This is a genomic window from Paludisphaera soli, assembly GCF_011064595.1.
In the GTDB taxonomy this organism is placed as follows: domain Bacteria; phylum Planctomycetota; class Planctomycetia; order Isosphaerales; family Isosphaeraceae; genus Paludisphaera; species Paludisphaera soli.
Window position 1 is genome coordinate 141,796 of record NZ_JAALJI010000001.1, and the last position, 20,869, is coordinate 162,664.

16 protein-coding genes and 1 other RNA gene are annotated in these 20,869 nt (G+C 69.7%); 9 read left to right on the forward strand and 8 right to left on the reverse strand.

The genetic code is table 11. The annotated features are described in order from the left end of the window. Window positions 1-89: 89 nt before the first annotated feature. Window positions 90-1,328: an FG-GAP repeat domain-containing protein gene (locus G6O68_RS00520; RefSeq protein WP_165243695.1), complete on the reverse strand. Its 1,239-nt coding sequence runs from the start codon at window positions 1,326-1,328 to the stop codon at window positions 90-92. Window positions 1,329-1,603: 275 nt separating this feature from the next. Between G6O68_RS00520 and G6O68_RS00525 the strand changes: the two genes are divergently transcribed. The 9 genes from G6O68_RS00525 to G6O68_RS00565 all read left to right on the forward strand — a co-directional run bounded on the left by G6O68_RS00525 (window position 1,604) and on the right by G6O68_RS00565 (window position 11,958). Then, complete coding sequence (locus G6O68_RS00525; protein ID WP_165243697.1) at window positions 1,604-1,804, forward strand: hypothetical protein; 201 nt, start codon at window positions 1,604-1,606, stop codon at window positions 1,802-1,804. A gap of 141 nt (window positions 1,805-1,945) precedes the next feature. Next, window positions 1,946-3,319 carry a phosphoglucosamine mutase gene (gene glmM / locus G6O68_RS00530; protein WP_165243699.1) on the forward strand — a complete coding sequence of 458 codons (1,374 nt, stop codon included), beginning with the start codon at window positions 1,946-1,948 and terminating at the stop codon, window positions 3,317-3,319. Then, entirely contained in the window at window positions 3,316-4,053 is a 738-nt protein-coding gene (locus G6O68_RS00535) for an HAD family hydrolase (RefSeq protein ID WP_165243701.1), read from the forward strand. The genes glmM and G6O68_RS00535 overlap by 4 nt, the downstream gene beginning before the upstream one ends. 231 nt (window positions 4,054-4,284) lie before the next feature. Continuing rightward, window positions 4,285-6,327: a flagellar basal body P-ring protein FlgI gene (locus G6O68_RS00540; protein WP_165243704.1), complete on the forward strand. Its 2,043-nt coding sequence runs from the start codon at window positions 4,285-4,287 to the stop codon at window positions 6,325-6,327. Between the two features lie 626 nt (window positions 6,328-6,953). Next, window positions 6,954-7,529: a helix-turn-helix domain-containing protein gene (locus G6O68_RS00545; protein WP_165243706.1), complete on the forward strand. Its 576-nt coding sequence runs from the start codon at window positions 6,954-6,956 to the stop codon at window positions 7,527-7,529. Window positions 7,530-7,773: 244 nt separating this feature from the next. Further along, entirely contained in the window at window positions 7,774-9,378 is a 1,605-nt protein-coding gene (locus tag G6O68_RS00550; protein ID WP_165243708.1) for an ArnT family glycosyltransferase, read from the forward strand. Window positions 9,379-9,495: 117 nt separating this feature from the next. After that, window positions 9,496-9,990 carry a cyclic pyranopterin monophosphate synthase MoaC gene (gene moaC / locus G6O68_RS00555; RefSeq protein WP_165243710.1) on the forward strand — a complete coding sequence of 165 codons (495 nt, stop codon included), beginning with the start codon at window positions 9,496-9,498 and terminating at the stop codon, window positions 9,988-9,990. Window positions 9,991-10,022: 32 nt separating this feature from the next. Then, entirely contained in the window at window positions 10,023-11,030 is a 1,008-nt protein-coding gene (locus tag G6O68_RS00560) for a polyprenyl synthetase family protein (protein ID WP_165243712.1), read from the forward strand. A gap of 466 nt (window positions 11,031-11,496) precedes the next feature. Beyond that, window positions 11,497-11,958 carry a helix-turn-helix domain-containing protein gene (locus tag G6O68_RS00565; protein ID WP_165243714.1) on the forward strand — a complete coding sequence of 154 codons (462 nt, stop codon included), beginning with the start codon at window positions 11,497-11,499 and terminating at the stop codon, window positions 11,956-11,958. 75 nt (window positions 11,959-12,033) lie between these two features. On the opposite strand, the gene rpoN is transcribed toward G6O68_RS00565, so the two are convergent. The 7 genes from rpoN to G6O68_RS00600 all read right to left on the reverse strand — a co-directional run bounded on the left by rpoN (window position 12,034) and on the right by G6O68_RS00600 (window position 20,639). After that, on the reverse strand, window positions 12,034-13,488 hold the full coding sequence (gene rpoN / locus G6O68_RS00570; protein WP_165243716.1) for an RNA polymerase factor sigma-54: 1,455 nt from the start codon (window positions 13,486-13,488) through the stop codon (window positions 12,034-12,036). A 210-nt stretch (window positions 13,489-13,698) separates the two neighbouring features. Then, window positions 13,699-14,304, reverse strand: coding sequence for a recombination mediator RecR (gene recR, locus G6O68_RS00575; protein WP_165243718.1), 606 nt, complete (start codon window positions 14,302-14,304; stop codon window positions 13,699-13,701). A gap of 1 nt (window position 14,305) precedes the next feature. Beyond that, the gene (locus tag G6O68_RS00580) at window positions 14,306-14,647 is read right to left on the reverse strand and encodes a YbaB/EbfC family nucleoid-associated protein (protein ID WP_165243720.1); all 342 of its coding nucleotides are present in this window, start codon (window positions 14,645-14,647) and stop codon (window positions 14,306-14,308) included. Between the two features lie 101 nt (window positions 14,648-14,748). Beyond that, the gene (dnaX, locus tag G6O68_RS00585) at window positions 14,749-16,605 is read right to left on the reverse strand and encodes a DNA polymerase III subunit gamma/tau (RefSeq protein ID WP_165243722.1); all 1,857 of its coding nucleotides are present in this window, start codon (window positions 16,603-16,605) and stop codon (window positions 14,749-14,751) included. A 126-nt stretch (window positions 16,606-16,731) separates the two neighbouring features. Continuing rightward, window positions 16,732-16,829, reverse strand: an RNA gene (gene ffs / locus G6O68_RS00590) — signal recognition particle sRNA small type. Window positions 16,830-17,631: 802 nt separating this feature from the next. Continuing rightward, window positions 17,632-18,765 carry a prenyltransferase/squalene oxidase repeat-containing protein gene (locus tag G6O68_RS00595; RefSeq protein ID WP_206107975.1) on the reverse strand — a complete coding sequence of 378 codons (1,134 nt, stop codon included), beginning with the start codon at window positions 18,763-18,765 and terminating at the stop codon, window positions 17,632-17,634. A 515-nt stretch (window positions 18,766-19,280) separates the two neighbouring features. Then, complete coding sequence (locus tag G6O68_RS00600) at window positions 19,281-20,639, reverse strand: hypothetical protein (RefSeq protein ID WP_165243724.1); 1,359 nt, start codon at window positions 20,637-20,639, stop codon at window positions 19,281-19,283. Window positions 20,640-20,869 lie beyond the last annotated feature (230 nt).

The following is a 20,869-nucleotide window of genomic DNA, read 5'->3' on the forward strand; positions in this document are numbered from 1 at the left end:
CGGGTGAGGGTCGCCGGGCCGGCGGCCGCGGGGCCCCGGTCCGTCGAATAGGCGGGATTATAACGACTTCGACGGAGGCCGTCGCGGCCTCAGCGGGCGGCGTCGGGCCGATGCGGGACCACCGCGAACTTGCTGACGTCGTAGAACGCGACGCCCAGGCCGCCCGGCAGGGCGACCAGCGACCTCGGGCCCCGGCCGGGGAACTCGACGACGTCGCGGTCGACGAATCCGGCCCCGAACGCCGGGTCGCCCGAGCCCCGCCAGCGGACGAGCTTATGGGAGAGGTGGCAGGCGGCGGCTAGGTCGAGGACGCCGTCCCCGTCCTCATCGTAAAGGAGCACGTCGCGGATCTCGTCGGCGGTGGCCTCGCCCGTCTTCGGCGTGCCCGGCGTGTAACTTCCGGCGAACCGGAAGCCCTCGGGGGCGTTGAGGAAGACCGCGACGTTGTCGCTGACGCCGCGGTTGCCGACCACCAGGTCGACGCGGCCGTCGCGGTCGACGTCCCCGCTCCTGAGGTGGTAGGGGACCGCCCCGTTCGAGTGGAACATCCGCCAGCGGGCGAAGTCCCCCTCCCCGTCGCCTCGCCAGACTTCCACCAGGTTGGAGGAGTAGATCGTGAAGGCGAGGTCGGCCACGCCGTCGCCGGAGAAGTCGGCCGCGACCACGTCGCGAGGGCCGGGCATGAGGTCGCGGCGATGCTGCGCGAACGTCCGGTCGCCGCGATTCCGGAGGACCACGAAGAAGTCGCTCGACCAGGCGACCGCGACCAGATCGAGCCTCCCGTCCCGGTCGACGTCCGTCGCGACGATCGAGGTCAGCCCCGGCGCGGCGTAGGCCGGCGCCCCGTCGCCCGCGAAGCTCTTCTCGTAGCGGAAGGGCCCCCCCTCGATGCGGACGTGTTCCGCGGCCTTGAGGAGCGAGGGCGGATCCTCGCCCCACAGGATCGACAGGTCGCGGCCGTCGTTCGCCTGGAAGTTGACCACGGCGACGTCGAGCCGCCCGTCGCCGTCGAGGTCGGCCGGGATCGCCGTGTAAGGCCCGAAGCCCACCGGGAAGTCGCGACGGACCCGCGGCTCGGCCGAGCCTTCGGTGAGCAGCACGGTCAACACGTCGTTGCCGGGGCGCGGCTCGGTAGGCGGGAGCAGTTCGCCCCGGCACGGCAGGATCGCGTCCGGCGCGCCGTCGCCGTCCAGGTCGGAAGCCGAGACGAAGTAGGGCCCGGAACTGGTGGCGTGGAAGGTCTGGGCGCGGATCGTCGGCGCGAGGCCGCCGAGCAGGAGCAGCGCCAGGCCGAGCTTCGTCGCGTCCTTCCGGTGGGGCGTCCTCATGATCATGGCTCTACGAAGTCGGTCGTCGATCAGGGGCTTCGGGCGGTCCAGGCTATCACCGCGAGGAGTGGGGACCAAGGGGCAAGGCCCGGGGGCCCGGGGCGGCCGGCCTTCGCGGCCTCTTTCCCTTGACAGCCGAGGCCCGCCGGGGCATCCTGCGCACACGACCGGAGGACCGAATCGGGCCCTGCGACGCTCGTCGCCCGAGCGCGGCCGCGGGGACTTGGACCTCCCGTTTCAGCCCGGCTTGAGATCTCACGGAGGAGGACGCCAGGATGATCGCCGACGACTGTCCGGATCGCGTGGTCGCGTGCGTGGGGCGTATCGCCAGGGACGCCGCCCGACCGGGGGTGGGCCCGGCCCTGGATCGCTGCCTGGAAGATGTCGACGCCCTCCGCCGCGACGACCGGATCACGGCCGAGCAGCGGGAGGCCCTGCGGCTGATCCTGCTGGGCATCGGCCTGCACGCCGCCTGAGCCGGCCGCGCGAGGGCGCGAGTCCCGTGCATCGTCGGCCCTCGGCGCGTAAACTGGACTGATCGAGCGGCGGGTCGCGCGAGAGTCTCCGCCGCGTCATCAGCGAGCAAGCATCGAGGAAGCGGGAAGGACGGCGGAGTCGTGAAGGGAACGCGGATCGCGAGCGTCTCGGGCATCCGGGGATGGGTGGGAGACGGGCTGGACCCGGCGGCGGCCCTGGAATTCGCGGCGGCCTACGCCAGCCAGTGCGAGCCGGGCGCGATCGTCCTCAGCCACGACGGTCGGCTCACCGCCCCGGTGTTCGAAGCAGCGGTCGCCGCCGGGATCGCCGGCGCGGGCCGCGAGGTCTGGAAGGTCGGCGCGACCGCTACGCCGACCGTCGGCGTACTCGTCCGCGAACGCGGCGCGGCGGGGGGCGTGCAGATCTCGGCCTCGCACAACCCGCCCGAGTACAACGGCCTGAAGTTCTTCCAGCCCGCCGGCATGGTCCTGAGCCCCGAGGCGGGCCGGGGCGTGCTCGATCGCTGGAAGCGCAAGGACTTCGCCTGGGCCCCGTTCGACGGCCTGGGGCGGATCCGCAACCTCGACGAGCCCGACGAGGTCCATCTGGAGCGGGTGCTGGGCGTGGTCGACGTCGACGCCATCCGCGCCCGCCGGTTCACCGTGGCCCTCGACGCCTGCCACGGCGCGGGGGGGAGGTTGGGCAAGGCCCTTCTCGAACGCCTGGGATGCCGCTCGATCGTCCTGGGGGGCGAGCCCGACGGCCGTTACGACCACACGCCCGAGCCCACCGCCCGGAACCTGGCCGACTTCGCGAAGGTCGTCCCCGCCGTCGGCGCCGCGGTCGGCTTCGCGCAGGATCCGGACGCCGATCGCCTGGCCCTCGTCGACGAACGGGGCCGCTACATCGGCGAGGAGTTGACGCTCGCCCTGGCCGCCCTGCGCCGGCTCGGCCAGGAGACGGGCCCCGTCGTCCTGAACCTGTCGACCTCCATGACGACCGAGGCGCTGGCCCGCGACCGGGGATGCCCGGTGATCCGCACGCCGGTCGGCGAGATCCACGTCGTCGAGGCGATGCTGGCGAACGGGGCCGTGATCGGCGGCGAGGGGAACGGCGGCGTGATCGACCCCCGCGTCGGCCTGGTGCGCGACAGCTTCGTCGGCATGGCGCTGACGCTCGACCTGCTGGCCTCGAGTTCCGAGTCCAAGCCGCTCTCGGCCTGGGTGGAGGAGCTGCCGCGGTTCGCGATGGTCAAGGACCAGTACCCCCTGCCCCCCGGGCTCGGCCCCGACGCGATCGCCGGGCTCTGGGAGCGGATCGCCGCCGCGTACGAAGGGGCCGAGGTCGACCGTCGCGACGGCCTCCGGCTCGCCTGGCCGGACCGCTGGGTCCACGTCCGGGCGAGCAACACCGAGCCGATCGTCCGCGTCATCGCCGAGGCCGGCAAGGAGTCCGACGCCCGCGCCCTGGCCGACCGCGTCGGCCGCCAGGTAAGCGAGGAAGGTCGATCATGACCGCGATCGCGGCCTCGACCGGTGCCGGTGCCGGCCCCGAAGGCGGCTGGCCGACCTTCGACAAGGCCCCGTCGGCGGCGTTCATCGACGTCGACGGCACCCTCCTCGCCGAGACCACGACGTACCTCTTCGCCCGCATCCTGATGAGGCGCGGGCTGCTGCGCCGCTCGTCGCTGCTGCGGGCCCTGTACCACGGGCTCCAGCATCGCTTCGGCCGGCTCGACTACGGGGCCCTGATCGCCTACGGGTTGAAGAGCATCGCTTCGATCCCGGTCGTGGAGCTGGAACGGATCGCCTACGAGAACTTCGCCGAGCACGTCAAGCCGCGGCTTTACCCCGGGGTGGTCGACCATTTCAACGCCCTCCGCAAGATGGGGACGCCGCTGGTGCTGGTGTCGTCGTCCCCCGGCCTGGTGATCGAGCCGCTGCGGATCTTCCTGGGCTGCGCCGACGCCCTGACGACGAAGGTCGTCATCAACAAGGGCCGGCTGGTCGGCGTCGGGGGCGGGCCCCCCTGCTACGGCGAGGGGAAGCTCTTCTGGGCCGAGGAATGGGCCGCTCGCTACGACCTGCCGATGGCCGAGGCCGCGGCCTACGCCGACAACTGGAGCGACCGCGCGTTGCTCGATCGGGTCGGCCGGGGCGTCGTGGTCCATCCCGGATCGCGGCTCCTGAAGCTCGCCCGCTCGCGAGGCTGGGACGTCGTCCGCCCCGGCCGGCCCTCGAAGGGCTGATCCGGCGAAACGCGAAGGACGCACGGGCCGGACCCTCCCCCTGGTCTGGACTTCGCCTTGACGGGTCCTCCGGGTCGGACTAGATTCCGGCGATCGTGGGCCCGATCCGGTCCCGCGGCGCCTGCGCCACAGGGACGTGGGCGGGCGCTCTTGCGCGAGTGACGCGTCTTCTTCATCTCTTGAAGGCGAGTCCGGGGGTTCTCCCCGAGCGGTAGGCAAGGAGGCAGGTCCATGCGTCGGACAATCCCCAGGGCGTCCTGGGCGTTGGGAGCGTTGGTCGCGGTCGCGGCCCTGGCAGGCAACCAGGTCGGCGCGGGGCCGTTGAAGAAGAAGGCCGCGGCGGAGGGCGCCCCGAAGGTCGACGAATCCGTCGGCGACCTGGCGTACGTCTTCCAGAACGGCGAGACCTCCGTCGAGGGCGTGGGGCTGGTCTCCGGCCTGGACGGCACCGGCGGCGACGCCCCGCCGTCGTGGCACCGCGAGCAGCTCGTCGACGAGATGAGCAAGGCCGGCATCGAGTACCCCAGCAAGATGCTGGAGAGCAAGCAGTTCGCGCTCGTGATCGTGCGGATGAAGATCCCCACCGGGGCCTCGCCGCGCGACCGCTTCGACGTCGAGCTGGAACTGCCCCCCGCCAGCTCGGTCAAGAGCCTGGCCGGCGGCTACCTGATGAACACGAGGCTCCGCGAGGTCATGATCGCGGGCGGCAGCCCCAAGACCGGCACCGAGCTGGCCGCGGCCTCGGGCCCGGTCATGATCGGCGACTCCAAGAATCCGGGGAACCCCAAGGCGGGCCGGGTCCTCGGCGGCGGCCGGGCCAAGAAGGACCACCCGTACAAGCTGGTCCTGAAGGAGAACCGCCAGCTCATCCGCAACGCCGGGATGGTGGAGAAGGTCGTCAACGAGCGATTCCACCAGAACGAGCGCGGGCAGCAGAAGGGCGCCAGCACCGCCAAGACCGACACCTACCTGGAGCTTCGCGTCCCGGCGGTCTACCACCAGAATCAGGAGCGCTACTTCCGCGTAGTCCAGCTCCTGCCGATGGTCGACACCCCCGAGCTTCGCGAGAAGCGGCTGGAGGCGACGGCCCGCGAGCTGCTGGACCCGAAGACGGCCGGCGTGGCCGCCCTGAAGCTGGAGGCGCTCGGGCCGTCGGCCTCGCAGGCCCTGGAGGCCGGCCTCCAGAGCGAGGACCCCCACGTCCGCTTCTTCGCCGCCGAGGCCCTCGCGTACCTCGACGAGCCAGGCGGCGTGAAGGTGCTGGGCGAGACCGCGATCCAGATGAAGCAATACCGGGCCTACGCCCTGGCCGCCCTCGCCGCCATGGAGGACGACTCCGCCCGGATCCGCCTCCGCCACCTGATGGACGAGACGGACATCGAGGTCCGCTACGGGGCGTTCAACGCCCTGCGGACCCTCGACCCGACCGACGCCATGCTCGGCCAGGTCCGCATCCTCGACGACCCCCCGGGCGACGAGCCGATCGACGAGGAGGGCTCCGACGCCATGGCGATGACGATCATCTCCCGCAGCCGGCCCCGCGCCGAAGACCCGTTCGCCCTCTACATCGTCGACTCCGAGGGGCCCGCGGTCGTCCACGTCTCGCGATCCCGCCGATCCGAGATCGTGGTCTTCGGCCGCGGCCAGAACCTGCTCCCGCCGCTGGTGCTCGGCCAGGGCGACATCCTGCTCAACGCGGCCGACCACGACGACGCCGTGGACATCTCCAAGATCGTCCCCAGCCGTTTCGGCTCCGACGTCAAGGTCCGCAGCTCACTGGAGATCGGCGAGGTCCTCCGCCACGTCGCCCGACTCGGCGCCACCTACCCCGAGATCGTCGCGATCCTGGACGCCGCGGAGAAGCAGAAGAACCTCCCCGGGCCCCTGTACGTCGACTCGGTCCCGCAGGCGAACATGCAGTACCTGAACAAGGCCCTGCTGGGCCAGGACGACGCCCCGAAGGTCGACGACGAGGTCAAGCCGGCCTCCGGCTCGTTCCTCCGCCGCATGTTCACCCGGGGCCGGGGCGAGCCCGACGACGACCGCTCGACCGCGAAGAAGGAACCCAAGTTCCCGGGCTCCAGGCCCGACGACGGGAAGGACGCCGAGGTCGACGCCGACGAGGCGAAGGCCCCGGCCGGCGACGGGCCCGTCGCCAAGAAGGACGACGCGCTCCAGAAGACCGGCGGCTTCGCCGCGACGTCCGAGGAGGAATCGTCCCGTCCCGGGGGCCGTCCCCGGATCCTCGACGTCTTCCGCCGCCGCGGCCAGTAAGCCGCCCCCGCTCCCGCTCGCGGCCCCGAGCCGGTCCGACGCCCGCCGTCGTCCGGCGCGGGGCCCGCAGGCCCCTTCCCGCCCCCCCCGGCACCCCCGCCGACGCGCCGGCCGCGACCCCCTCGCGACCCGCGCCACCTCGTCGACCGCCCGGTTTGCGACGACTACTCGTCGCCCTCCTTAAAGTCCCAGGCGTCGCGGCTCGAATATTAGTCTTGACGGTCAGGTCCGCTACGGCAAGGAAGCGAGCGACGCCCTTGATGGTTGCGGGTTCGGACCGCCTCTCGCTCCCTAGGGAGCGGGAGGCCCACCGGCTTTACGGCCCGGGGGGAGGGTTGCGGGAACTTCCGCCAGCGATGGTGGGGGGGCCGGACCTGAGCCGCGGCTTACCAAAACTTGAGTCTTGATTCGAGTTGCAGGAACGCGGGCCCTTCAGGCGATAAAGAACGGGGGAAGGGTTGGAGCGATTGGATGGAATCTCGGCCCTGGCGAATGGACGACCCGGAAACGGGGAAGGCCGATCGCCGGGATGGAGCCCAGCCGTCGCCGGCCCGACGTGGTTCCTACCGGAGGGAGGAGGAAGCCTCCGTGGCCTCGCACCCATCAGGGCGAGTGGAGTCCTCGAGATGAAAAAGGTGTTTACAACCGGCCAGGTCGCGAAGATTTGCAAAGTCGCGCCTCGGACCGTGAGCAAGTGGTTCGATTCCGGACGCTTGCGAGGATATCGCATCCCCGGCTCTCAGGATCGCCGGATTCCGCGGGAACACCTCCTGCGGTTTCTCAAGGAGCATGGAATGCCCTTGGGCGATCTCGAGGCCGAGGTCTATAACAAAATCCTGGTCGTCGGGGCCGACGCCCCGCTCCAGTCGGTCCTCCGGGATCATCTCCGCGAAGGGGACGATTTCCGGATCGAGACCGCCGCGTCGGGCTTCGAAGCCGGCATCCGCGCCGAGAGCTTCCATCCCGATTGCATCATCATCGACATGGCCCTCGGGCGGATCGAGGCCGGGCAGATCGCGCAGAACCTGCGCAAGAGCCCTGACCACCAGTCCACCATCCTCCTGGCCCTGACCTCCGACGAGCCCGGCGAGGAGATCTTCTCGCTCGGATTCAACGACGGGTTCAAGAAGCCGTTCGACGGGGCCCTGCTCGCCGAGCGGATCCGCCGGCTGATCTCGCAGAAGAAGTCCGAAGAGCCCTGATCAGATCGAATCGCCGAAGGTCGCGCGTCGTCCCGGGGACCCGACGCCGACCGCCGCCACGGTTCTCCGGACGGTCGAGCCCGAGCGGCCCGCCCCCCCGACCCAGCCCGGGTCGAGGAGGCGGGCGGCCCGGGCTCGCCGGCTTTTCCGCGGAGCCCCCCTGGTCAGCCCGCCTCGCCGACCTTTACGATACGCTCTCCCCCACCACGCCGGACGAGGCGACGCCCCACGAGACGCCGACGCGATGCGCAACCCGCCGGGCACCAGAGCCGACCGCATCACGCCCCGCCGCCTCGGCCTGTCCGCCGGCCTCGTCGCCGCGATCCTGACGCTCGCGACCCTCCGGGGGCCGGGCCTCACCATCGACGAACCGCTGGACGTCCGCCCGGGGCGTGACTACGTCGCCCTGCTGGCGAGGTCGGGATGGAGGTTCTTCGAACGGGCCAACGTCGACGCCCTGTTCCGAGACAACGCCGAGCACCCGCCGCTGGGCCGCTGGCTGCTGGGGATCGCCTCGAAGACCTTCGAACCGTTCGAAGACTGGATTTTCGGGCCCGACCCGACCGGGCTTCACGTCCTCTCGGGCCGGGTCGCGCCGGCCCTGGCTTTCGCGGGGCTCGTCGGCCTGATCGCCGCCGAGGCCGGCCGACGCTGGGGGCTCGCGGCCGGGGTCGCGTCGGCCTGGTCCCTGATCGCCATGCCCCGGGTCTTCTCCCACGCCCACCTGGCTGCGCTCGACACGTTCCTCGCCCTCTTCTGGACCCTGGCGCTCCTGGCCGCCGCCCGGGCGGTCGACGCGCGACGCCCCCTGCCGGCCATGCTCGCGGCCGGCCTGCTCTGGGGCATGGCGCTCCTGACCAAGATCCACGCCTGGTTCCTCGCGCCGCTTATTCTGGCCTGGGCGCTGGTCCGGCTGGGCACGGGGAGGGCCCTCGGCTTGGTCGCGGGCTGGACGGCCGTGGGCGTCGCGACCTTCGTCGCGGGCTGGCCGTGGCTCTGGCACGATACGCTCTCGCGCTGGGGGGCGTTCTGGGGGACCGGGATCGTCCGCACGTCGCTCCGGGTCGAGTACCTGGGGCGGATCTGGTCCGACCGCGAGATCCCCTGGCACTATCCCTGGGTCTACTTCGCCGTCACCGTCCCTGTCTTGCTGCACGCCCTCGCGGCCTTCGGGCTGGCCCGCGCCTGGAAGGGGCGTCGCGACGACCCGTTCCCCGGCCTCCTCGCCGGCTCGATCCTCCTGTTCCTGCTCCTCTTCAGCCTGAAAGGCCCGGTCTACGACGGCGAGCGGCTGTTCCTGCTGATCTTCCCCGCGTGGGCGATGCTCGCCGGCCTCGGCTTCGCCGCCGCCTGGGGTCGCTGGGGGGGATCGAGGGCGGGCCGGGTGGGGCTGGTCGCCTTGATGCTGACCCAGGGGGGCGGGACGGCGACGATGCACCCGTTCGGCCTCAGCTACTACAACCTGATGGTGGGGGGGCTGCCCGGGGCCGAGCGACTCGGCCTGGAGCCGACCTACTGGGGGGACGCGGTCGATAGAGTCTTGCTCGACGAGCTGGCCCGCCGGGTCCAGCCGGGCCAGGTCGTGGCGCTCGCCCCGACGCTCTACCCCGGCCAGGGCGTCGCCACGACGACCGCCGCCCTGGTGCGCCGGGACGTGGTGATCCGCGACGAGTCGGCGGTCGCCGAGGCCGACTGGATCCTCGTCTCCCGGCGTCGGGCCTACTGGAGCCCTGAGCTCACCCGGCTGCTGGCCGACCCCTCCGCCCGACGAGTCGCCGCGCGAAGCCGCCAGGGCGTCTGGCTCTCCGGGCTCTGGAGTGTCTCGAAGCGTCCCGAGCCCTCGCCGTGAGGTCCCTTCACGGCCCGCGGGCACCTTGCATGAAGATTCAGGGGACACCCTCTAGCCGTCGTCGGGGTACTTCGTAGAATACGTTCAGAACGAATTGAACGAAATTCCGGGGGCCGCATGGCGGAGCTGAGTCATTATGATGGGGAGGGGGCGAGCCGGATGGTCGACGTCTCGACCAAGCCGCCTTCCCTGCGCACGGCGAAGGCCAGCGGACTGGTCCGCATGGCGGCGTCGACCTTGCGGCTGATCCTCGATCGCAAGGCCGCCAAGGGAGACGTCCTGGAGACGGCCCGGCTGGCGGCCATCATGGGGGCGAAGCGGACCGGCGACCTGATCCCACTTTGCCATCCCATCGGGCTCGACTCGGTGGAGGTCGAACTGACGCCGGAGCCGCCCGACGCCGTGGCGATCGTGGCGACCGTCAAGGTCCACGGCCGGACGGGGGTCGAAATGGAGGCGCTGACTGCGGTGAGCGTCGCCGGATTGACGATCTACGACATGTGCAAGGCGGTGGACCGGGGCATCGTGATCGAGCGCGTGCGCCTGGAGGAGAAGACCGGGGGCGTGCGAGGCGGCTACAAGCGGGACGGATCGGGACGGGCCGACGCGTGACGGACGACGGACGAAGCGGAGTGGAGACGGGCATGACGAGACCATCAGGGCTGCAGGCCGAGGAGAGCCGACGGACGCTCGGACGCCTGTTCGCGCCCATCCAGGCCGAGATGGCGGACGCCGAGCGGATCTTCCAGGACGAGCTGGGGAGCCGCTTCCCGTTCGTGCAGGCCCTTGTCGAGCACTGCGGCGATTATCAGGGCAAGCGGCTGCGCCCGGCGCTCGTCCTGCTCACGGCCGGGGCCTGCGGCCGGACCACGCCCGCCCACCCGGTCCTGGCGGCGGTCGTGGAGATGGTCCATACGGCGACCCTCGTCCACGACGACGTGCTCGACGAATCCATGGTGCGACGCCACGCCGCCACGGTGAACGCCGAGTGGGGCAACGAGACCGCCGTCATGCTCGGCGACCACCTCTTCGCGCACGCCTACCATCTGGCGGCGTCGCTCGACTCCACGCTGGCCTGCCGGTGGGTCGGCCAGGCCGCCATCGAGGTCTGCGAGGGGGAGATGCAGCAGTTGCACCACCGCGGCAATCTCGACCTCGACGAGCCCTCCTACTTCGAGATCATCGCCGGCAAGACCGCCGCGCTCACCTCCGTCTCCTGCCGGCTGGGCGCCCACTACGCCGGCACCGAAGAGGCCGTCGTCGATTCCCTGGAAGCCTACGGACGTCACATCGGGATGGCGTTTCAGATCGCCGACGACGTCCTCGACATCTGGGGCGACGAGCGCGCCACCGGGAAGAGCCTGGGGACCGACCTGGAGAAGCAGAAACTCACCCTGCCCCTGATCCGCCTGCTGGAGATCGGCGCCCCGGACGCCGTGGAGGTCGCGCGGCGGCTCCTGAGCGAGGCCCGGGCCGATTCCCGCCGCCGTCTCCAGCCCCTCCTGGAAGAGTCCGGGGCGCTCGACTACGCCTGGGCCAAGGCGCGTTGGCACATCGACGCCGCCCTCGGGGCCCTCGAAGTCGTCGGCCCCTCCGCCTACAAGGACGTCCTGGTCGCCATGGCCGAATACGTCGTCCGCCGCTCGTCCTGAGTGCATCGGGCCAGACCGCCACGCCCCTCCGTCCCGGGGTCGTCATCCCGTTTGCGTGACCCGAAAAGTTGAACAGTCGTTGATCTTTGCAAGGTCGGAAGCGGCCGGCGGCCTTTCCAGCCTCGGACTGGAAGGCGAGCGGCTCCGGCTCCGCCAGGGCCACGAACGTCGCCGGAACGTTCGTACGGCCTTGGCGATTATTTAACGCTTTTTGATTGCAAGCCTCGCGCCGAAGGCTATCATGAGGCGCAGACGCGATCGGAAAACGTCGGCGGGATTTCCAACAGTCCGTCGTCGCCCCTCGCCCCAGGCACGACGTCAAAGCCCCCGCCCCGGGGGTCCGCCGCCCCCCAGGCGGCCCGAGACCTCGACGCCGGCCCCGATTTGGTGTTTGTGTTTTCGTCGGGATCTTGCGGTAACGGAAACCAAGGACCCCCGCATCGGGGAGAATGCTTGCGGTCGAGTCATGGAACTGAAGCAGAAGCTCCAGATGCTGATGAAGATCCGGAACCTGAACGGCCAGAAACTGGCCAGGCTCTCCCAGGTCAGCGACTCGGAAATCTCCCGGATCCTCCAGGGGAAATCTCGACCCGGCCTCGACAACGCCCTCCGGCTCGCCCAGGCCGTCGGCGTCTCGCTCGACTACCTGGCCGACGACCAGATCGAGATCGAGCCCGCCCGCCCCGAGGACGCCGTCTCCGCCGAGGATCACAAGCTCCTGGGTCTGTGCAACAGGATCGGCGCGGAGGAGGCCCAGCGTGTGCTGGAGATCGTCCGCATCCTGGGCTACGAGGTGGCCATGGCTCGGCTCATCGGGGCCTCCTCCAAGCCCGTCATCGAGCGGCTGGATGACGAGTCCGAGTCCCGTCCCAACCTCTCCAGCAACGGCACCCACCTCACGCGCTCGACAGCCTCCGCGTCGGCCTGAACGCCGGAGGCTCTCGCAGCCGACCCCGCCGGCCGAGTCCAAGGACCCGGCGGGCGAGGGGCCCGGACGTCGCCGTCAGAACTGCTTGCGCTGACGGCTCGACGGGATCATGAGCGCCTGGCGATACTTGGTCACGGTGCGTCGCGCGACCTTCAGGCCGTGCCGGCCCATCTCGTCGACGATCTCCTCGTCGGACATCGGGTTCGACTTATCTTCCTTGGAGACGACCTCGAGCAGCTTCTGCTTGATGGTGTCCCACGCGATCTCCTCGCCGTCGGCGGTGACGGTCCCGCCGCCGAAGAAGCGTTTGAGGGGGAAGATGCCTCGCGGGCTCTGGACCCATTTGTCGTCCACCGCCCGGCTGACGGTCGTGACGTGGACCCCCACGCGGTCGGCGATCTGCTGCATCTTGAGCGGTTCGATGAACTCCGGCCCCTTGTCGAGGAAGGGCCTCTGGTGTTCGATGATCGCTCGGGCGACCTTCAGCAGCGTGTTCCGGCGTTGCTCGATCGACTCGATGAGCCAGCGGGCCGACTGGATCCGTTTCTGGATGAACTCGCGCGCGGCGGGGTCGGTCCCCTTGTTGCGAAGCTGCTTCTGGTAGTAGCGCGAGATCGAGAGGTTCGGCGTGTGCTCGTCGACGAGACGGACGTCGTAGGTGCCCGTCTCGTTGGGCTCGACGATCAGGTCGGGGACGACGTACTGGGTGTTCTCGGTGAGGGTGAACGACGAGCCGGGCCGGGGGTTGAGCCGCCGCAGGTGCTCGATGGCCCCTTTGATCGTCTCGATCGAGAGGCCGGTCTTCTTCTCGATGGTGGGCAGACGGTTGTGCTGCAGGTCGTCGATGTGGTGGGTGATCAGGGTGCGGAGGATGTCGTGGCAGGGCATGTCCGGGGTGAGCTGGAGGAGGAGGCACTCCTTCAGGTCGCGGGCTCCCACTCCGGGCGGGTCGAGCTTCTGCACCATCCGCAGCGCGTCTTCGGCCTGCTCGACGGTTACGTCGCGGCCGAAGTCGCGGGCGACGTCGTGGAGCGTGACGTTCTTGGGTAGATAGCCGTTGTCGTCGAGGTTGTAGATCAGGTACTCGGCCAGGTCGCGCAAGACCGAGTCGCAGTCGAAGAACCCGAGCTGTTCGGTCAGGCTGTCGTGGAAGGAGCGCGGCCGCGACGCCATGTTCTGCATCGCGTCGAGCTTGCGGTCGCCCTCTTCGCTGAGCGAGGCTCGGCTGCGGCGTGGGCCCTCGTCGTACAGCTCGCTCCAGTTCTCGTCGAGGTTGATGAGGCTGTCGAACTCGTTCGGCTCGGGTTCCGCCGGCTCGGCGACGGCCGGCCCGGCGGCCTCCTCGCCGTCCTCGGAAGGTGACGCCGACTCGCGGAGGTCGACCAGCACCGGATTCTCGCTCAGCTCCTGCTCGATACGCTCCTGCAAGGCCATGATCGGCAACTGGAGGATTTCCATCGACTGGATCATCCGAGGCGCCATGCGGAGGCGCATCTCGGTTCGCATCTGCTGAGAGGTATCAAGCCGCATGATCCAATTTCCTCAGTACCGACGGGCCCTCGGCGACGCCGAGACGGTGAGCATCCGGCCGACGCTCATCTCGGCGTGATGTACTCCAGCAAGTATTATGCCGCGCGGTCGCGGGCTTCAAGGGTGGACCCACGCGAAGTCACCGGAAGGCGACCGGCGCATCCCTCATGATGCGCCGGAACTACCCGGCGATGCGGCGGTTGCGACGCGTCAGAAAGGTTGCCGACCGGTGAGGGCGTCGGCCAGCATGTCGCGGCTGGCGAACTCCAGGGTGCTGCCGGACGCCAGTCCTCGAGCCAGCCGGGTGATCCGAACGGGCTCTTCCTGGAGCCGCTGGGCGATGTACAGCGCGGTGCCGTCGCCCTCCAGGTTGGGGTTCGTCGCCATGATCAGCTCGCGGACGGTCCGCTCGCGAACGCGAGCCTCCAGCGCGGCGATCGTCAGTTGGTCCGGACCCATCCCTTGCAGGGGGGCGAGCCGGCCCAGGAGGACGTGGTAGACGCCGGGATACGACCCCGACTTCTCGATCGCCAGGAGGTCGCGGGATTGCTCCACGACGCAGACGAGCGAGGAGTCGCGTCGCTCGTCGCGGCAGATGGAGCAGAGCGGTTCCTCGACCTCGGTCAGGTGGAAGCATCGCCCGCAGTGCCGGACCTGCTCCTTGGCCGACCGGATGGCTTCGGCCAGCTCCAGGGCCTCGTCGACCGGGCACTTGAGCAGGTGATGGGCCAGCCGCTCGGCCGACTTGGCGCCGATGCCGGGGAGCCGGCCGAGGGTCGTGGTCAGGCGGTCCAGCGCCGCGCCGTAGCCGGCCATTTCAGGAGCCTCCCCCCCCGCCCGGGAAGAGCCCCGGCGGGAGCCCGCCGGAAAGCGAGGTCAGGGACTGGGCGGCGTTGTCGCGCACCTTGACCAGGGCCGAATTGACGGCGGCCGCGACGAGATCCTCGAGCAACTCCACGTCGCCGTCGGCGACCAACTTGGGGTCGATCCGGATCGAGACGACTTCCATGCGGCCGTTGGCCTTGGCGGTCACGGAGCCGCCGCCGGCCTCGCCCTGGGCCTCGATGTTGCCGAGGGCCTCGGCGGCCTTGGCCATAGATTCGCGGATCTTGCCCGCATTCTTCATGAGGTCCGCGATGTCGCCAATTTTGCCAAACACGGAACGTCGCCCCCTTGTGGTCGGCGTGCTGAGGACAGGCTCGAAACGAGATCGGCCGACCCGTCGGGGTCGTCGCCCAGATCACCGGCTCCGGGGGCGACTCAGAGGTCGGCCGTCGCGGAGTCGTCGCCTTCGCGTCGGGTCTCGGCCTCGAAATGGCTCACCCGGGCCTCGAAAAGTTCCACGACCTTCTGGACCAGAGGGTCGGTCATGAGCTGTTCGAGCCGCCGAGGCCCGCTCTCGGGCGCATCGGCAGGGGCTGCCGCGGTTTCCGACGACTCGTAGCGGACGCTCAAGGGTCGCTGGAGGAGCCACTGCAAGCACTCGGCGATGCGCTTCCGGGCGTCGTCGGTCCCGCACGGGTCGGCCACCGAATTGTATCCCGGCTTGGCCCCGATGACCAGCACGCCCGGCTCGTCGACGCCGATGGGCTGGGCCTGGCTGAGCCGCCAGGACAGACTCGCGCCGACCTTCTTCAGCAGGTCGGGCCAGATCCGCTGGATGATCTCCAGGTCCAGTGGCGGCAATTCCTCGGCACGCCGGCTCTGTTCGGCCGCAAGTTTGGCCTCGATAGGTGTTTGCGGTTCTTCGGGGCGTGGGGCCGGGCGAGACGGGGAAGGTTCGGCCACGCGAATGGGCTCGGGCGAAGCTGGGAAACTCGTCGGCTTGCCGATTCCCGACTCCAGGCGTGCGGCCGAGTCGGTGTGAAGGAGCTTCTTTTTGGCGCTGGTTGCCGGCGATTTAGGCGATGGCGAAGATCCACCCTCCAGGGCCTTGAGCCTTTGGACCACCTCGCTCAGCTCGTCGAGGTTTTCCAGCCTGGTGATTCGGACCAGAGCCAGCTCCGCGAGCAGTCTGCCGTGGGAAACGCCGCGCATTCGCGCACGCGCCTCGGCGAGAATCTGCAGGGCCGCCAGAATGGCGTCGGTGGACCAGCGATCCACGGCGGCCTGGAGCCTCGGCTTCTGCTTCGGGGCGACGGTCAGCGTCAACGACTCGGCCCCGATGGCGAGGACCATGGCATCGCGCAGGAAGTCGATCGTCCCGGCCAGCAGTTCGGTCGCCTGGACCCCTTCCGTGGTCGCCTGATCCAGCAGAGTCAGGGCGGCGGCCGAATCGTGCCCCGCCAGGGCCTCGATCATCGCCAGCAGTCGTTCGTCGCTCGCGGTCCCCAGCAAGGCGTGGACGACGTCCGGGGTCAGACGGGGACTGCCCGAGGAGAGCATGCGTTCGAGCAGCGACTGGGCGTCGCGCATCGAGCCCCCCGCGCGGCGGGCGACGATCTGGAGGGCGTCCAGGTCGGACTCGATTTTCTCGCGGTCGCAGATCTCCTTAAGCGTCTCGACGATCGCCTCGGGCGAGATCCCGGCGAAATCGTAGCGCTGGCAACGCGACAGGACGGTGATCGGGATCTTGTTCGCCTCGGTGGTGGCGAAGAAGAATTTGACGTGCGGCGGGGGTTCCTCCAGAGTCTTCAGCAGCGCGTTGAACGCGCCGGTGGAGAGCATGTGGACCTCGTCGATGTAGTAGATCTTGAAACGGGATCGGCTGGGCCGCAGCGAGACGTTCTGGCGAAGCTCGCGGACCTGCTCGACGCCGTTGTTGCTGGCGCCGTCGATCTCGATGACGTCGACGTCCTGCCCGACCGAGATGGCCTGGCAGACGTCGCAGACCTGGCAGGGCTCCTCGGTCGGCCCGTTCACGCAGTTCAGGCATTTGGCGAAGATCCGCGCCATCGACGTCTTGCCGACGCCCCGGGTGCCGCAGAACAGGTAGGCCTGGGCCAACCGATTGAGCCGGATGGCGTTGCGCAGGGCCTGGACGACATGGTCCTGGCCGACAACGTCTTCGAATCGCTGGGGGCGATAACGCCGGGCGACGACCGTGTAGTTCTCAGCCGGTCCGTCGGGTTCGGCCTGAGAGTCGGCTCGCTTTGTGGAGGCGGGGCCTTGCGACACGAGCCGACGCTCCCTCGTTCCGGTATCGCGGGGCGTCGAGGTCGGGCCGGGCGTCCTGCCCCGAACGTCGCGCTCGTGTTTCGGATCCGTCCGTCAGGTCCGCCCGCCTTGCGGGGGCCTGGGTGAGCCGGGGAGGTTCTCCCGCGCACATGAGGGTGATGCTTATGGCTGCTGCGTTCCCGCCCTGACCAGGTTCACAAACCCCCATTGCCCGGGTCCCCCCCGGCTCGCCCGGACCCCCGCCGCGGACGGGTATCAGGCGAACACCCATCATCCGAAACTCCCCCCCGCGACGCAAGGCCAACCGTCGGCCGAGACATCTCGAAGCTTGCCGGCGACCCTCCCCGCGGCGACCCGGCGGCTCGCCCACTTGATGCGGGAATTGGCTTCGGGATTGGGTTCGTTCGTCGCCGACGAATAGCCCGTTATTCTGTCCTAATCGCCTGTTTTTCCGACGTTTACGCCGAGTGGAGAATTGGCTTCGTTCGGCGCTAATGACCACTTCTCACTCAACCTTCCCGACGGGAGATCGTTTGAGGGGGGCGATCTCGGATGCCACGGGTTGTCCGAACCAGCGGATCGGCCTCGGACCGGCTCCGAGCCTTCGCCGAGATCCCAGGCCGGCCCCGGCTTCTCTGAGCTTATGGCACACGATGATCTTCCGTGGCATCTTCTTAAGGGGGATTGGGGAATGTCCTCGAACGCTGGAGTCCGGGACCGCCTTGGCGTTGTATCAATCGGTCGCATTGGGAAAGAGCCGGGCGCAAGGGCCCCTACCCCCAGGATGCACCGGATTCCCGACAAGATACGCCGGAATTCCCGTTCGGGAGGGGCACTCCTCGCTCAACACCACCGACACGGGGTCTTCGAGAGGGCTGATCCTGGGTGACACGGGTTCGGCGAAGCCGTGGCACCCGTAGACCTTCCATCTCGCATCGGTGGAGTTGAATGCGGAGTGTCTCGGGGGGCCGACGGGACGGGAGCGACAAGACCCCCCGAGCCGCCCCGCAGGCCGGGAATCCCGCCTTAAGCCGTCTTCCGGCGCGTCGAGGCCAGCGCCATCAGCCCGTAGGCGGTGACGAGGTTGGCGTCGCCTTCCATGAAGGCGTCGTTCGCGTTGACCCATTCGCCGTTCGGCCCTTGCCGCTTCGCCAGGGCGGCGACGAGGTCGGCCCGCCAGTCGTGGGAGACGCCCGCCGCGTCCTGGAACGTGTCCGAGCCCAGCAGCGAGAGGGCCTTGCCGAAGACCTGGTAGTAGTAATAGAGCCCACGCTGGCCGAGCCCGGGGTTCTCGTCGACCGTGTAGTTGTTCTTGATGTACTCCAGCGCGGCCTTGGCGCGAGGGTCGTCCAGGGTCAGGCCGGCGTAGATCAGGCTCTTGAGGCCGGCGTAGGTCATGGACGCGTAGGACCGCAGGCCGCCGTCATCGTCGGGGCCGGCGACGCTCGTCCCGCCGTTGGCCGGCGTGTAGATGAAGCCGCCGTCGTTGACCTTCTTGGCCCAGGGCTGGTCGTTGAACTCGGAGTCCAGATTCTGGCAGCGCGAGAGGAACACCAGGGCCCGCTGGAAGGCCGGGTCGGTGGGGGGGACGCCGGACTCGCGCAGGGCTTCGAGCATGAACGTGGTGTTCGAGAGGTCGGGCCGATTGTTGCGGCCGCCGTATCCCGAGCCGCCGTAGAACGGGTCGGCCGGGGTCTTGCCCTCGCCCTCGTCCCACTGGCGATCCTTCAGGAACTCCTGCGAGCCCTTCACGATCGCGTCGTAGCGGCCGTCGGCGTTGGCGTGGTGGAAGGCCATCAGGGCGACGGCCGTGGCGTAGTTGGCGTGCGCGGCGTCGGGGAGGCCCCCTTCGGGCTTCACGAAGCTTTCCAGGTGGGACAGCCCCTTGACCACCGCCGGGTCGGCCGGCCCCGCCTGCCCCGATTTCAGCAGCGCGGTGACCGCCAGCGCGGTGATGCCGGGCTCCTTGCGGTCGGCCGACCAGACGCCGTCGCCGTCCTGCCGCGAGCGGAGGAAGCGGACGGCCTTCGCCGCCAGGGCGTCGACCGAGGGCGCTGCCTCCTGGGCGCGGGCCCGGCCGCTCAGGGCGCCGGGGAGGAGGGCCAGGGCCGCCAGGCCGGCCGAATTCTCCAGGAACGCTCGACGGTTGCTGAGATTCATTGCGGAGTCTCGCTTGATCGCTGGGTGATCGGAATGACGCGCGGGCCGATCGCAATTCGATCCCGTCCGGCGTCGGTGCGCCAAGGGCTTGCCCCGAGCAGGTGCTCGATTCGATCCACCCTATCGCACTTCGGGCGCCGTGGCTCGGATACCTTTCGAGGCCCGAAAACGCAGGGTTTTCGCAGTTCGATCATCCGGCGAGGGCCCGCCGCGCGGCGAATTCTCGGCCGTCCCAGGCGTTTTTTCGGCCGTCAGCCGGAACGATGTCCCAAAATCGCGATCGGTCGGTATGGATGGTGTGGCTCAAGCGACGACGCTAGGCCGAACCACCCGGAGGTCCGTCCGCGTCCGGCTGAAGATCGCCGAGCCTGAAACCAGCAGCGCCCGGGCCGTCGTCCGCGACCAGGCCGACGCCCGACGAACGCACCCCGATCATCCGGCCCGCCCCTTTCCCGCTCCGGTCTCCCGGCCTGCGTCGAGGGGCTTCGCCGTCCCGAGAACGGCGGCTCGCCCACTCAAGGAGTCTTGTCGACGAGTTCCTTGAGGCGGGCGAGCCGCATCTTTCGTCCCTCGTTTTGTTCCGACGCGGGGTCCAGCAACCGCGGATCGCCGGCCCGGGCGGCCCGGAGCACGACGTCGACGAGACCGGGGTCCTCGGCGAGCAGGTCGCGGACGCCCTGGACCGACCGCGCGTCCGGGAACGCCAGCCGGCCGAACAGTCGGCGTTGGGCCGCGGCGTCGATCTCGACGCTGCGGGCGGTCATGGCGAATCCGCCCGGGAACAGGCGGCCGGAGTCGAAGCGCCAGTTGACCCGTCCTTCGGCTTCGACCTCGCCGTTGGTCTCGGCGCCGACGACCACCTCGCCGGGCAGCCTGACCGAGAAGGCGAAGCGGGGGCCGGGGGGCTGGAGGAACGGCGGGTAGGCGTAAAAGCCGGTCGTCCGCACGAGCAGAGGGACGATCTTCGCTTCGAACTCCTCCTTGCGGCTTGCGAGGTAGGTCGACCAGGCGGACGCGTAGGGCGGGCCGGAAGGGCTGGCGAGCACGGCCTCGACCTGCTCGGCGGTCGGGGGCGTCCCGTCTCGGCGCCGGAACGTCGCGGCGATCCGCCCGGCCAGGTGCTCGCGGATGCGTCGCGTCCCCTCCTCGGCGGAGACGACGGCCCCGTTCGCGTCGTACAGTCCCACGCCCTGCCGTTCCACGGCGAGGACGAACCGTTCGCTCAGGACCCTGGAAGCCGATTCGGCGTCGCCCGCGGCCAGGGCCGCGTACCAGGCGTCGAACAGGTCCCGGAAGAACGGGCGGCCTCGCCGGTCGAACTCCGAGATCGCCGCGGAGACGTCGAACTCCGCGCCGTAGACCGAGCGGGCCCCCGCCACGGCCCACGCCTGGCCGACGTCCAGGAGGGCGTCGCGGGCCTCCTCGAAGTCGTGTCGGGTGACGTTGTTCGTCACCGTCTCGCGCCAGCGATACTCCGCGAACAGGCCGAAGTCCTCGCGTTCGAGGGATCGGGTCAATTCGCTCGCCCCGAACTCGGGACGCCCCTCGATCGACTTGCGGAAGTGGGAAGGGATCGCCTCCGGGGCGGCGAACGAGCCCCGGGCATGGAAGTAAGGGATGCCGGTCCTGGCCGATCCCTCGTCCGGGAACGCGGGCGGCCCGGCCGCATCGGCGACCGACGACCAGCGGGCGTTCCAGGGCGGCTGCAAGGCCCCGTCGGGGAGCAGCTGATCCCTGGGCTGCCAGATCGACCGATCGCAGGAGCCGTCGGAATGGACGACGGTCTCGACCTGGACCATCGGCGGAGACCCGCATCCGGCGAGGCCGAGCGTCAGGATGAGCCACGCGGAGAGGGGCGAGACCGGCTGACGCATCGTCGGGTCCTTGTCTGATCGTCGAGTCGATGAGGTGGCGCCGCGACGCAACTCGATCGTCGTTCCCCAATGGGGCGTCGTCAAAGGAAATCGGGGGGTACGAGACTTGCCTACGATGTCGGTCGATTCTGCCGGATCGTCGAAATGACCAGGACTACGACTCGGATTGGGGGCCCGGCGACCGCGCGGGCCACGGGAAGGTTTCATGATCGCGAAGACCAATGCGGCGA

Excerpts from the sequence above, each read along its gene's own strand:
- rpoN (WP_165243716.1), bottom strand. The coding sequence starts at position 13,488 with ATGCGGCTTGATACCTCTCAGCAGATGCGAACCGAGATGCGCCTCCGC.
- recR (WP_165243718.1), bottom strand. The coding sequence starts at position 14,304 with ATGGCCGGCTACGGCGCGGCGCTGGACCGCCTGACCACGACCCTCGGC.
- G6O68_RS00545 (WP_165243706.1), top strand. The coding sequence starts at position 6,954 with ATGAAAAAGGTGTTTACAACCGGCCAGGTCGCGAAGATTTGCAAAGTC.
- G6O68_RS00535 (WP_165243701.1), top strand. The coding sequence starts at position 3,316 with ATGACCGCGATCGCGGCCTCGACCGGTGCCGGTGCCGGCCCCGAAGGC.
- moaC (WP_165243710.1), top strand. The coding sequence starts at position 9,496 with ATGGCGGAGCTGAGTCATTATGATGGGGAGGGGGCGAGCCGGATGGTC.
- G6O68_RS00560 (WP_165243712.1), top strand. The coding sequence starts at position 10,023 with ATGACGAGACCATCAGGGCTGCAGGCCGAGGAGAGCCGACGGACGCTC.
- G6O68_RS00550 (WP_165243708.1), top strand. The coding sequence starts at position 7,774 with ATGCGCAACCCGCCGGGCACCAGAGCCGACCGCATCACGCCCCGCCGC.
- G6O68_RS00565 (WP_165243714.1), top strand. The coding sequence starts at position 11,497 with ATGGAACTGAAGCAGAAGCTCCAGATGCTGATGAAGATCCGGAACCTG.
- G6O68_RS00595 (WP_206107975.1), bottom strand. The coding sequence starts at position 18,765 with ATGAATCTCAGCAACCGTCGAGCGTTCCTGGAGAATTCGGCCGGCCTG.
- G6O68_RS00540 (WP_165243704.1), top strand. The coding sequence starts at position 4,285 with ATGCGTCGGACAATCCCCAGGGCGTCCTGGGCGTTGGGAGCGTTGGTC.
- G6O68_RS00600 (WP_165243724.1), bottom strand. The coding sequence starts at position 20,639 with ATGCGTCAGCCGGTCTCGCCCCTCTCCGCGTGGCTCATCCTGACGCTC.
- G6O68_RS00520 (WP_165243695.1), bottom strand. The coding sequence starts at position 1,328 with ATGAGGACGCCCCACCGGAAGGACGCGACGAAGCTCGGCCTGGCGCTG.
- G6O68_RS00525 (WP_165243697.1), top strand. The coding sequence starts at position 1,604 with ATGATCGCCGACGACTGTCCGGATCGCGTGGTCGCGTGCGTGGGGCGT.